Source organism: Candidatus Amarolinea aalborgensis, from assembly GCF_900491745.1.
Taxonomy (GTDB): domain Bacteria; phylum Chloroflexota; class Anaerolineae; order SSC4; family Amarolineaceae; genus Amarolinea; species Amarolinea aalborgensis.
The window spans coordinates 329,074-340,686 of the sequence record NZ_UETR01000005.1 but is presented as its reverse complement, the minus strand read 5'-3'; the positions used below and the strand labels follow the sequence as shown (position 1 = coordinate 340,686).

Below are 11,613 nucleotides of genomic sequence, written 5' to 3'. Positions count from 1 at the left end.
GCTGGAGGTGACCCCTATGCTATTTCCGATACCGAGAACGTTGTGGCGGCCGCTAACCATCTTCAATCGCCGCCGTCGCAGTATGACAGCGGGTGAGCAGACAGGACTTTACCTGGCGGTGCTGTTTGTCGTGTGCCTGGCTTTTTTTGCCCTGCTCTTGCCCAACGGCGAGATGGCCGCAGCGCAGCATGAGATTTTTGTGGCCCAGGCGCGCTACCAGGAAATGCGTATCGCCAATGCTGAACTGCGTGTCCAGATCAGCCAGTACACGAGCATGAGTGCGCTGGAAGCACGCGCGAAAGCGGCTGGTTTTATCGCGGCCGATCGCCGCGTGTACGTGACGGTGCCCGAGCTGCCCGTTGCCGCCGGCGCACCTGGAAGCCTTGTTCATCGCTAGGGGCTATCGCGCATGGAGTCTCTCACACAGCGTTCTTTGCCACGCGTACGGGCCGTATTTGCCGCCATTGTAATTGTCCTCGTTGCGATCGGCCTACAGCTGGTGCGCCTGCAGGTGCTCAAGGCTGCGGCCGCGCCTGCGGCTCAAGGTCAAAACCAGTATGGCAACTCCTTGCCCCCGCATCGCGGCAGTATTGTGGATCGCGCGGGCAATCTGTTGGCGACGGATGCGGTGCGGTATCAGATTTCAGCCGTCGGTGCGATCACTGAAACCGCGATTATTTCGTTGACGCAGCGCCTCGCGCCGTGGCTGCAGATGCCGCCCGTTGAGTTGGAAAAACGCCTGCGCAACCATCGCGGCGGCGTGACCGTGCTCAAATTCTACGCCAGCCAGGCCGCCGCCGCCGAGATCGAGCGCTGGAAAACCGGCTCGCTGCGCGTGGAACGCTTGCCGCGGCGCTTCTATCCAGAAGATACGAACGGCGCCTTTGTGCTCGGTTTTGCCACAGCCGACCAGATTGGTCGCTATGGGGTGGAGGCCAAATACGACGCTTTTCTGCGCGAGAATGGCGACATGGCCGTCACGAACCTGGAGAATCACGTGCGTCCCTTGTCCCCGGACTTTAGCCTGGATATTCCGTCGGCTGTTGGTCGTGATTTGGTCTTGACGATTGATCGCCGCATCCAGGCCGCAGTCGAAGATGAGCTGAAGTTCGCTGTAGACTATTATGGCGCGACCGGCGGCACGATTATCGTCATGGACCCGAAGACCGGCGAGATATTGGGCATGGCTTCCGCGCCCGGCTACTCGCCGAACACGTTCTATGAAGTGCAGGCCGCGCCTGATCAGCATGACCCATTTGCCGACCCGGCGCTCGGACTGCTCTATGAACCAGGTTCGGTCTTCAAGATTGTCACCATGGCCTCTGGCCTTGATTCGGGCAAAGTGACGCTCGATCAGAAGTTCGAAGATGTCGGCGTTCTGGAGGTGGGCGAACGGCAGATTCGCAACTCGGACCGCCAGGCGCACGGCAAGGTCGCCATTCCGACGATTTTGCAGAATTCCTTGAACATCGGTTCGGCGCAGGTGGCCCTGGCGATGGGCGCCGACACGTTCTATTCCTACGTCGAGCGTTTTGGCTTCGGCAATGTCACCGGCGTTGACCTGGCCGGTGAGGTGCGCGGCATTGTCAAAAAGCCCAAATCCAGTACGGAATGGAGCCCGTCCGACCTGGCGACCAATGCCTTTGGTCAAGGCATCAGCGTCACGCCCATGCAGATGATCTGCGCCGTGTCGGCTGTGGCCAACAACGGCGTGATGATGCGGCCCCATGTCGTCAAGGCCATCGTAGATCATGGGCGCTGGTACGAGATTGAACCGTCGCCCGCGCGCATCGCGATTTCGCCGCAGACCGCGCGTTTGATGACGGACGTACTGGTGAGCGTGGTGGAAAAGGGCGGCACCAACCAAGCTGCGGTGCCTGGCTATCGCATTGCGGGCAAAACCGGCACGGCTGAGATTCCAGGCCGCACCGCGTACGATTCGGATTTGACCATTTCGACCTACGTCGGTTATGCGCCGGCCTCCGACCCGCGCTTTGCGGTGCTGGTCAAGCTGGACAAGACGCGCTTATCGGTGTGGGCGGGGCATACCAGTGCGCCGACCTTCCAGCGCCTGGCGCGACGACTCTTTGCCTTGATGAACATTCCCCCCAGTGATGAATAAACCGATGATGCAATCCAGTGACGGATAAACCGATGTTGCCATTGACCTTGTCACATTTGGTTGCTGTATTGACTCACCAACCGTCAACCGCGGCGATCTCTGATCTCCGGTTGCCGATCTCAACCGTGGTGGTTGATTCGCGGCAGGTTGAACCGGGCGCGGTGTTCGTGGCCCTACCTGGGGAACGCACCGACGGCCATTCCTTTGTGACCGACGCCTTGCGCCGAGGGGCCGTGGCGGCCATCGTGGAGCAGGACGTGGTTCCAGATGCTGAGTGTTGGCTCGTGGATACCCGAGCATTCACGCTCCAACACTCAGCTTCACCTCCGAACTGGCCGCCGACCGGCAAGCCGCTCATCTTGCGCGTGGAAAACTCACTGCGCGCGCTGCAAGCCTGGGCCGCGGCCTGGCGCGCCGACTGCGGCGCGGTGAGCGGTCTGCGGGTGGTTGGCATCACCGGCAGTGTGGGCAAAACGAGCACCAAAGAATCGGTGGCCTCCGTGCTGGCGCAGCGTTTTTCGACGCTGAAGAGCATGGGAAATCAGAACAATGAGATTGGCGTGCCGTTGACCCTGCTGCGCTTGACCACAAGCGTGCAGCGTGCGGTGCTTGAAATGGGCATGTACTACCCAGGCGACATTGCACTGCTCGCACGCCTGGCGCGGCCCAACATTGGCGTAATCACCAACGTCGGCCCCGTGCACCTGGAGCGCGCGGGCAGTATCGAGCGCATTGCCCAGGCCAAGGCTGAGTTGGTTGAGGCCTTGCCGGCCGCCGGGGTGGCTATTCTCAACCGCGATGATCCGCTCGTGATGGAGATGGCCGCACGCAGCGCGGCGCGTGTTTTCACCTATGGCCTCGACAGCCGCGCTGACCTCTGGGCGGATGAGGTGGTCAGCGAAGGGCAGGATGGCATCCGCTTTGTCCTTCACTATGCGGGCGAGCATTTGCATATCAAAGCGCCGATGTTGGGGCGCCACAGCGTGCACACAGCGCTGCGGGCCGCGGCGGTTGGCCTGATCGAAGGTTTGAACTGGCAAGAGATCGTCGAGGGCTTGCAAGACGTGCAGGGTCAGCTGCGCCTGGTGGTGGCGCCTGGCCTGCGCGGCATCACGATCATTGATGACACCTACAGCGCCAGCCCGGCTGCAACCCTGGCTGCGCTCAATTTGCTGGCCGATCTCCCGGTGGCTTCCGACGCGCGCCGCATTGCTGTCCTGGGCGACATGCTCGAATTGGGCGATCACACCGAGCTTGGGCACCGCAAGGTGGGCCAGCGCGCTGCCGATGTGGTGGCGAAGCTGGTGACGGTCGGCCCGCTGGCGCGTTTGATTGCCGATGAGGCGCTGAACGCCGGTATGACGCCAGGCAGCGTCGCGCAGGTGGATGACAATGCCGGGGCCGTGACCGTTTTGCGCGGCATGGTGCAGCGCGGGGACTTGGTTCTGGTGAAAGGCTCACGCGCCTTGCACTTGGAGGAGATTGTGGCCTCCCTTAGCCGGCTGGATGATGAGGCCGCATAGCCCATGGCCTATTCCTTAACGCTGGGCGCCATCGCCTTTTTTTTGGCCGTCATCTGGGGGCGGCCGCTCATTAGCTTGCTGATTCGGAATCGGATCGGCAAGCAGATTCGCATCGAAGGGCCGACCTCCCATCAAGTCAAAACAGGCACTCCCACGATGGGCGGCCTGATGATCTTGATTCCGGTCATCGTCATTACCAGCGCCCTGAACGTCGCCAATCTGCTGGGTTGGAACATCATCGGCCGTTCGGTCCTCGTGCCGATGACCGTGATGCTCTTGTTCGGCGCCTTGGGCGCGATTGACGACTTGGAAGGGGTGCGAGGACGCCGCGCCAAAGGCGAAGGCATCCTGGGCCGGTGGAAAGCGCTGGCGCAGGTCATTCTGGCGACGCTGGTCGTGCTCTTCTTGCACTTTGTGCTGGATCTGCGCAGCCTGGCCCTACCAGGACTGCGCGACAAAATTGACATTGGCCTGTGGTATATCCCGGTGGCGGCTTTCATTGTGGTGGCCTTTTCCAACGCCGTCAACCTGACTGACGGCCTCGATGGATTGGCGGGCAGCCTGGCCGCGATTGCCTTCACCTGCTATGGCATCATCGCTTTCTTGCAGCAGCAGGTGTGGCTGGTGGCCTTCTGCTTCACGCTGGTGGGCGCCATCATGGCCTTCTTGTGGTTCAACGCGCACCCGGCTGAACTGTTCATGGGCGACACTGGCTCCCTGGCGTTGGGGGCCACGCTCGCCGCGGTGGCCTTGATGACCGGTCAATGGCTTCTATTGCCCATCGTGGCTGGCGTCTACACCGCGGAGACAGTCTCGGTCACACTGCAGGTGCTCTGGTACAAACTCTCGCGGCGCCTGTATGGGCAGCCGCGGCGCCTGTTCAAAATGGCGCCGCTGCACCATCATTTTGAATTGGTCGGTTGGTCTGAAACACAAGTCACCCAACGTTTTTGGTTGGTCGGCATTTTGTGCGGCATGTTGGGCATTGCCCTCGCGCTGCTTTAATCAGGTAATCATGGCATCTATCGCGCTGCACATCAATACGACGCAGCCGTTGGCCGACACGGTTGGCCGGGCCATTGCCTGCGCCCTGCGCCCTGTGAGCCATGACATTCGGGCGGCCTTGGAGCAAGCGCAGCCAGAACTGGCCTGGCGCCTGGCTTCGACATCCCTGGCGCAGGCGACCGCGTCGCTGACGGCCAACGCCGGCAGCCGCGCGGACCTGCGCCTGCACCTGCTGGCGGTTGATATTGCCCTTAGCCCGTTGACCTGCCTGGCCGATGGCACGCTGCAAGAAGCGCTGGAGGTTTGGGTTGAGCATCGCGCCTGGCGCGTCAACCCGGCGGATGGCCGCCGCCTGGCTCACCTGGCGGCGCAGCGCTGGGGCGACTCGGTTGACGTGGTCTGGAGCCAGCGCGTAACGCCGCAGGGTCACTGGGAGGCCAGCGCGTGGTCGCTGCTGGCATGATGGATGGATGATGATGGATTCGTCGTGGTTTCGAGGCAAGCACATCGTGATTTTGGGTCTGGCCCGACAAGGCGCCGCGCTGGCGCGTTTCCTGTGCGCGGTGGGCGCGCGGGTTACGATCAGCGATGTGCAGGCGGCCGACGCGCCGGCCCTGGCCGCGTCCCTCGCGGCCGTCGCCGATCTGCCGGTCGCCCTGGCCCTGGGCAGTCACCCGCTGTCGCTGCTGGATGACGCGGATGTGCTGTGCCTGAGCGGCGGCGTGTCGCCCGACATACCGATTGTACAGGCCGCGCGTGCGCGCCGCATTCCACTCAGCAATGACTCCCTGTTGACCTTGCAGCAGTGCCCGGCCTTCAGCGTCGGCATCACCGGCTCGAGCGGCAAGACCACCACCACCACCCTGACCGGCGAGATGCTCAAAGCCAGCGGTCTGACAACCTGGGTTGGCGGCAACATCGGCGTCCCCCTCATTGACCGCCTGGACGCCATCGCCGCGGACGACCGGGTCGTGCTGGAGTTGTCTAGTTTCCAGCTCGAGCTCTTCGATTCGGCGTTGTGCCTGGGCGCGCCAGTCAGCACGCGTGTGGCTGGCATTCTCAACGTGACGCCCAACCATCTCGATCGCCATCCTTCCATGGCCGCCTACGCCGCGGCCAAGTACAACCTGGCGCGTCATCAGCGCCCCGGCGATGTGCTGGTGCTGGGCCTGGACAACGACATCTGCGGCGCGTGGTATGCCGAAGCCCTGGCGGCGCAACCAGCGGCGGGGGTGCACGTTTTGGGATTCAGTCTCGTTGCCGAGCCGCGGGCCGGCGCTTTTCTCCGCGGCGGCGAGTTGATCCTGCGCCTGCCTGGGCAGAGCGACCAGGTTGTCTGCCGCGCGGCAGACGTGCGCCTGCGCGGCATGCACAACATCGCCAATCTGCTGGCGGCCTTTTGCCTGAGCGGGTCGGCCGGCGCCAGCGTGGAGGCCATGGCGGCCGTGGCGAGCACCTTCACCGGCGTGGCCCATCGGCTGGAATTGGTGCGCATGCGTCAGGGCGTGGCCTGGTACAACGACTCGATTGCTACCGCGCCAGAACGCACGATCGCCGCGCTGCATTCGTTTGCTGAGCCAATTGTCTTGTTAGCGGGCGGGCGCGACAAACATCTGCCCTGGGAATCGTTGGCGTTGGCCGTGCGCGGACGGGTGCGCCATCTCATTACGTTTGGCGAAGCCGCCGGCCTCATCCAGCGCGCCCTGACCGATTTTGCGACGGCGCATCCCGAGGCGCCAGGCGCGCCGCCGGTTGTGCATCACACCGACAGCCTGACGGAGGCTGTGGCCCTGGCGGCCGCGTGCGCGCAGCCGGGAGAGGTTGTACTCCTGTCGCCGGGCGGCACCAGCTATGACGCCTATCGCGATTTTGCCGCCCGCGGTGAACATTTTCGGGCTTTGGTCCACGCGTTGCCGCCGATGGAGGGGAGCTCATGAAGGCAGCCAAAAACGTCGCCCTGCTCGATTACGGACTGCTGACGCTCACCGCAACCTTGATCGGCATCGGTTTCATCATGATCTTCAGCTCCAGCTATCAGCAGGCCGTCATGCGTTTCGACCTGTCGCCGACCTATTTTGCGCAGCGCCAACTGCAGTGGATTGTGGCTGGCGTCGTTGCCATGTTGGCCTGTGCGCTGCTGAATTACCGCCTGCTCGAACGCTATGCGACGCCGCTGCTCGGCCTCATCCTGGTTCTGTTGGTGGCCGTGCTCCTCTTTGGCGAGGAGATCTATGGCGCCAGACGCACCCTGGCCGGCGGCTCCATTCAGCCTGGTGAAGCGGCCAAGCTCATCATGGTGATCTACGCCTCGGCCTGGCTCACGAGCAAGGGCGAAAAAATCAAACTGATCTCCTATGGCCTGCTTCCATTTAGCGTTGTCTTGGGCATCGTGGCCGGATTGATCGTGCTGGAGCCAAATTTGAGCACCGCGATCCTGGTGACAGCCACCGCGATGACGATGTTCTTCATCGCGGGGGCAACGCCGCGGCAGGTGGCCGTTTGCGTGGCCGTCTTCCTGCTCACCTGCGGCCTGCTCTTCACCCGCTATCCGCATGCGCGGGATCGTATCGAGCAGATGATTACGGCCGGCGGCGATCCGAGCCAGGCGAACAATGAACAGGTTCAGCAGTTCGGCAATGCGTTCAAAAATGGCGGCCTGCTGGGGCGCGGCCTTGGCAATGGCGACCTCAAAACCAATATGCCTCTCCCCTGGACCGATGGCATCGTGTCAGTCATTGGCGAGGAATTCGGCTTGCCAGGAACCCTGTTTGTCGTGGCGCTCTACCTGGGGCTGACCTTCCGCGGACTGCGCATTGCCTCGCGGGCGACCGACGGCTTTGGCTTTCTGCTCGCTTTCGGCATTACCATTTGGCTCGTCTACCAGGCCATCGTTCACGTGGCCGCAGCCACAGGCTTGGGGCCGCTCACAGGTGTGACGCTGCCTTTTGTCAGTTATGGCGGTTCATCCCTCGTCATCAACATGGCGGCCATCGGGATGTTGATGTCCGTCGCGCACAGTACGGGGCGCTCACAAACAAACGGAGTACTAGCCAATGCGCGTTTTGATTTCTGGCGGGGGTACGGGCGGGCACGTCTATCCAGCCCTCGCCGTTTGCCAGGCGCTGCAAGCACGGCTCGGCGCCGCGCCGGCGGACGCCACATCCCGCGACCCAGCCCACGCGGCGCGGCCATCAGCAGCCGGTCTGCGCCCAGCCGGGGACGGGCGGCCCCTCGTCGCCAGCTTGCCAGCTCAACCCGCGCACGGTTCTTTGGACGCGGCCGCCGTCCTGTACGTCGGCAGTGAGGATGGCGTTGAGGTTGAATTGGCCGCGCGGGCGGGCCTGCCGTACCGGGCCATTGCCACCGGCCAACTGCGGGGGCGGGCGCCGTGGACGGCGGCGCGCAACTTGCTGCGCATGGCGCACGGCGTGCGGCAAAGCGCGGCGATCCTGCGCGAATTTCGACCGCAGGTTTGTTTTGTCACCGGCGGCTATGTGTGCTCGCCGGTTGTTTGGGCCGCCTACCGGATGGGGACGCCGATTTTGATCTATCTGCCGGACCTGACGCCGGGCCTGGCGATTCGAGTCCTGAGCCGCCTGGCTGACCGGGTGGCGGTGTCATTTCCAGAGGTCGCGTCGTGGTTTCCCGGCAAGGCTGTGGTTACAGGCTACCCGGTGCGCCAGGAACTGCACACCGCGGCGACGAATCGAGATGCGGCCCGCGCCCATTTTGGCCTCGATCCGGCGACGCCCACCCTGCTGGTTTTTGGGGGCAGCCGGGGCGCGCACAGCATCAACCAGGCGCTGCTGGCCGCGCTGCCTGCGCTCATCGCACACACGCAGGTCATTCACATCAGCGGCGCGCTCGATTGGCCGCTGGCCGCGGCCGGGGCGACGGCGCTGCCGGCCGATCGGCGTGGGCGCTATCACGCCTTTGCCTATTTGCACGATGATATGGCGCTGGCCTTAGCCGCCGCCGATTTGGTCGTGGCCCGCGCAGGCGCTTCGACGTTGGGCGAGTTCCCGCTGCTTGGGCTGCCGTCCATCCTGGCGCCTTACCCGTACGCCGGTCAGCATCAGGATGCCAACGCCGACTACCTGGTGCAGCGCGGCGCGGCGCTCAAGCTGCGCGACGACGAGTTGGGCGCCCGACTCGCACCATTGGCGCTCGATCTGCTGCGTGATCGTCAGCGCCTGAAGGGGATGGCGCAGCAGGCGGCCGCCCTGGCGCGACCGCAGGCCGCAGAGGCGATCGTGGATGAGCTGCTGAGCTTGGGAGCATCGTATGACTGACACTCAGGGCGTGCGGATTGCTTTGGTCACCGTCTTTTTAGTGGTCGTCGCCATGGCTGTCGGCTATCGCCGCGGCGCGGCCCGTGAAGGCGCGACTTTGCTCATCCTGGGCTTTTCTTCTTTGCTGATTTTCACAACGATTGGCAACGGCTTCATAGATGCACTCAATGTGGTCGGCCAGGAGCTGAGGCAGCTTTGGTCTCAGCTGCAGGTCGCTATCCTGAATAGGCCTGATCCTGGGATGAATGCGGAGAGCCTGGCAAACTGGCGCTTGGTTCCGCTGAAGCAGCAAGAAGCGGTGATCTTTATCATTTTTCTAATCGGCGTCTTCATTGCGTATCGAATTGGCGGGCTTTCTTTTTTCAAGGGTATTAGTCCCCCTTCGACCGGCGGCGCGGTCCTGGGACTTGTCAATGCCTATATCCTGGGCCTGGTGTTGTTGCCAAACCTGCCAAAAGCGGTGCCTGCGCCCCAGCAGATCGTCAACGGCCAGGAACTGACCCGACAGGCGGCCGAAACCTTTCGTGTGGTGGCGAGCAGCATTGGCGTGACGTTCACGTCGGACAACCTGATGACCGCCATCGTCCTGTTGGTGGCGTTCCTGATGTACTGGGCGGTGAATGAGCTGCGCTGAGGATAGCAATCAATGGGACCGATAGAAGTGCTGTGGGGCGTCGTGGTGATTATCTTCGTGATGATCAGCATGGCGCGCGGCTATCAGAAGGAGTTAGGTTCCACGGCGCTGATTCTGGCTGCGTTGGTGGCTCTCAAGCTGATGGAAAAGCCGCTTACAGTCGCGATCACGGCCGTTTTTCGCGGCGATAGCCAGAACGTGGTCCTGATGATCGCCTTTCAGTTTATCTTCATCATGATTGTGTACGCCGGCTATGCCGGTGAAACCCTGGTTTTCAAAGGCCAACCGCGGCGCGGCAGCTCAGGGCTGTTTTTCAATATCGTGTTCGGTCTGCTCAACGGCATCCTGGTGGCAGGGACCTTATGGTATTACATGGCGATCAACAAGTATCCACTGCCCCAGAGCCTGCTCGATGCCACGAAATTATCTGAGTTCGCTAAGGGGGCGCCTAAGTATCTACCGCCGACGCTGCCGGTCACGGCCCTGGTGGCGCTGCTTCTTTTTCTGATCATCATGCGCGTGCGTAAGTAGGGTGCGAATGCAAACGATTGACCGGCGCGCGTGGCGCGCATGGCTGGGACAACCGCCGCGCGGCTACCGTCCCCAGATTCACCTGGTGGGCATCGGAGGCAGCGGTCTTGCGGCCATTGCCCGCGTTCTTTTACAACGGGGATTTCGTGTGTCCGGTTCGGACCGGCAGGAGAGCGCGACCCTGGCCGAGCTGCGCAGCCTGGGCGCGGCGGCATTCGTGGGGCACGCCGCGGCGCAAGTGGCGGGCGCGGATCTGGTCTTGATCTCCTCGGCGGTGCCGGCCGATAATCCTGAGGTGACCGCGGCGCAGGCGGCCGGCGTCCCGGTCGTCAAGCGCCAGGACTTCCTAGGGCCACTGCTGTACGAGCAGACGCTGATCGCGGTCGCCGGTACGCACGGCAAAACCACCACCACCGGCATGGCGGCGACGATCCTGGACGGCGCAGGGATGCAGCCGGGTTTCATCGTCGGGGGATATGTGCGCAACTTGGGGGTCAACGCCGCGGCCGGCGCGGGGCAGATCTTTGTCATCGAGGCTGATGAGTATGACCGCATGTTTTGGGGCTTGCACCCAACCGTGGCGGTGGTCACCAATGTAGAATGGGATCACCCCGACTGTTATCCCACGGCGGCTCTTTTCGAGGAGGCCTTTGCTCGTTTTGCCGGTCAGGTGCGTCCAGGCGGTTGGCTGGTGGCCTGCGGTGATGATCCGGGGGCGCAGCGGCTGGCCGCGCGGCGGGAGGCAGACGGCGCGCAGGTGGCGTGTTATGGTTTGGCGTCAGACCTTTTACTACACGCAAAGCGAGTGGTGTTCACCGCGAACGGCGGCAGCCAGGCCGAGGTGTGGCAAGGGTCAGACCGCATCGGAACATTACGTTTGCAAGTTCCGGGCGTGCACAATGTGCGCAATGCCCTGGCCGCGTTGGCTGCCTGTCAGCGCGTCGGCGTGCAGCCTGATGTCGCCGTGGCTCAATTGGCCGCGTATCAGGGCGCAGGCCGTCGTTTCGAGGCCAAAGGCGAGATCGCAGGCATTCGCGTATTCGATGACTATGCTCATCACCCGACCGAAATTCGGGCTACTTTGGCGGCCGCGCGTGATTTGGCCGGCAGCGGCCGCGTGTGGGCTTTTTTTCAACCCCACACTTACAGCCGCACGCTGGCGTTGTGGGATGCATTTTGTCACGCGTTCGACGCCGCGGACCAGGTGCTCGTTGCCGATATTTTCGCAGCCAGGGAAACGGACACCCTCGGCGTGAGCGGCGCGGCGCTGGCGGCGGCCATCGAGCATCCGTCGGTGCGCTACGTCGCCAGCCTGGAAAGCGCAGCCGCCATCCTGGCAAACGAGCTACAGCCAGGAGATTTGCTTCTGACCCTGGGCGCCGGCGATGGATATCGGGTGGGAGACATAGTTTTGCGCATAGTCACAGAGGTTTCGACGCCGATATCCTCCGTAGCGCCGGCCATTTCCAGACAGGAATAAGTTGGCTTTTTTGCCATCTTGGTGTA

Annotated in this window: 11 protein-coding genes; all 11 read left to right on the top strand. The window is 63.0% G+C overall.

Features of this window, described 5'->3' with window-relative positions; translation table 11 throughout:
* Positions 1–16 precede the first annotated feature (16 nt).
* Genes ACPQ6D_RS09575 through murC form a run of 11 tightly spaced genes read left to right on the top strand, consistent with a single transcriptional unit; the run spans position 17 to position 11,587 of the window.
* Positions 17–397 (top strand): hypothetical protein, encoded by a 381-nt coding sequence (locus ACPQ6D_RS09575; protein WP_423224086.1) that lies wholly within the window; start codon positions 17–19, stop codon positions 395–397.
* Between the two features lie 12 nt (positions 398–409).
* A complete protein-coding gene (locus ACPQ6D_RS09570) occupies positions 410–2,122 on the top strand; it encodes a peptidoglycan D,D-transpeptidase FtsI family protein (RefSeq protein WP_423224085.1) in 1,713 nt (570 codons plus the stop codon).
* A 32-nt stretch (positions 2,123–2,154) separates the two neighbouring features.
* Entirely contained in the window at positions 2,155–3,645 is a 1,491-nt protein-coding gene (locus ACPQ6D_RS09565) for a UDP-N-acetylmuramoyl-tripeptide--D-alanyl-D-alanine ligase (protein WP_423224084.1), read from the top strand.
* Positions 3,646–3,648: 3 nt separating this feature from the next.
* On the top strand, positions 3,649–4,650 hold the full coding sequence (gene mraY, locus ACPQ6D_RS09560; protein ID WP_423224083.1) for a phospho-N-acetylmuramoyl-pentapeptide-transferase: 1,002 nt from the start codon (positions 3,649–3,651) through the stop codon (positions 4,648–4,650).
* Between the two features lie 10 nt (positions 4,651–4,660).
* The gene (locus ACPQ6D_RS09555; protein ID WP_423224082.1) at positions 4,661–5,113 is read left to right on the top strand and encodes a hypothetical protein; all 453 of its coding nucleotides are present in this window, start codon (positions 4,661–4,663) and stop codon (positions 5,111–5,113) included.
* 7 nt (positions 5,114–5,120) lie between these two features.
* Positions 5,121–6,587: a UDP-N-acetylmuramoyl-L-alanine--D-glutamate ligase gene (gene murD / locus ACPQ6D_RS09550; RefSeq protein WP_423224081.1), complete on the top strand. Its 1,467-nt coding sequence runs from the start codon at positions 5,121–5,123 to the stop codon at positions 6,585–6,587.
* Entirely contained in the window at positions 6,584–7,954 is a 1,371-nt protein-coding gene (locus ACPQ6D_RS09545; RefSeq protein ID WP_423224080.1) for an FtsW/RodA/SpoVE family cell cycle protein, read from the top strand. Before murD ends, ACPQ6D_RS09545 begins: the two co-directional genes overlap by 4 nt.
* Positions 7,893–8,942 carry a UDP-N-acetylglucosamine--N-acetylmuramyl-(pentapeptide) pyrophosphoryl-undecaprenol N-acetylglucosamine transferase gene (locus ACPQ6D_RS09540; protein WP_423224079.1) on the top strand — a complete coding sequence of 350 codons (1,050 nt, stop codon included), beginning with the start codon at positions 7,893–7,895 and terminating at the stop codon, positions 8,940–8,942. Before ACPQ6D_RS09545 ends, ACPQ6D_RS09540 begins: the two co-directional genes overlap by 62 nt.
* Positions 8,935–9,576 (top strand): hypothetical protein, encoded by a 642-nt coding sequence (locus tag ACPQ6D_RS09535; protein WP_423224078.1) that lies wholly within the window; start codon positions 8,935–8,937, stop codon positions 9,574–9,576. The genes ACPQ6D_RS09540 and ACPQ6D_RS09535 overlap by 8 nt, the downstream gene beginning before the upstream one ends.
* Positions 9,577–9,588: 12 nt before the next feature.
* Entirely contained in the window at positions 9,589–10,107 is a 519-nt protein-coding gene (locus tag ACPQ6D_RS09530; protein WP_423224077.1) for a CvpA family protein, read from the top strand.
* Positions 10,108–10,114: 7 nt separating this feature from the next.
* Entirely contained in the window at positions 10,115–11,587 is a 1,473-nt protein-coding gene (murC, locus tag ACPQ6D_RS09525; RefSeq protein WP_423224076.1) for a UDP-N-acetylmuramate--L-alanine ligase, read from the top strand.
* The last annotated feature ends 26 nt before the right edge of the window (positions 11,588–11,613 follow it).

Bases quoted from the DNA above. Each gene is read 5' to 3' on its own strand.
- ACPQ6D_RS09575 (WP_423224086.1), top strand. From the start codon at position 17: ATGCTATTTCCGATACCGAGAACGTTGTGGCGGCCGCTAACCATCTTC.
- ACPQ6D_RS09570 (WP_423224085.1), top strand. From the start codon at position 410: ATGGAGTCTCTCACACAGCGTTCTTTGCCACGCGTACGGGCCGTATTT.
- ACPQ6D_RS09565 (WP_423224084.1), top strand. From the start codon at position 2,155: ATGTTGCCATTGACCTTGTCACATTTGGTTGCTGTATTGACTCACCAA.
- mraY (WP_423224083.1), top strand. From the start codon at position 3,649: ATGGCCTATTCCTTAACGCTGGGCGCCATCGCCTTTTTTTTGGCCGTC.
- ACPQ6D_RS09555 (WP_423224082.1), top strand. From the start codon at position 4,661: ATGGCATCTATCGCGCTGCACATCAATACGACGCAGCCGTTGGCCGAC.
- murD (WP_423224081.1), top strand. From the start codon at position 5,121: ATGATGATGGATTCGTCGTGGTTTCGAGGCAAGCACATCGTGATTTTG.
- ACPQ6D_RS09545 (WP_423224080.1), top strand. From the start codon at position 6,584: ATGAAGGCAGCCAAAAACGTCGCCCTGCTCGATTACGGACTGCTGACG.
- ACPQ6D_RS09535 (WP_423224078.1), top strand. From the start codon at position 8,935: ATGACTGACACTCAGGGCGTGCGGATTGCTTTGGTCACCGTCTTTTTA.
- ACPQ6D_RS09530 (WP_423224077.1), top strand. From the start codon at position 9,589: ATGGGACCGATAGAAGTGCTGTGGGGCGTCGTGGTGATTATCTTCGTG.
- murC (WP_423224076.1), top strand. From the start codon at position 10,115: ATGCAAACGATTGACCGGCGCGCGTGGCGCGCATGGCTGGGACAACCG.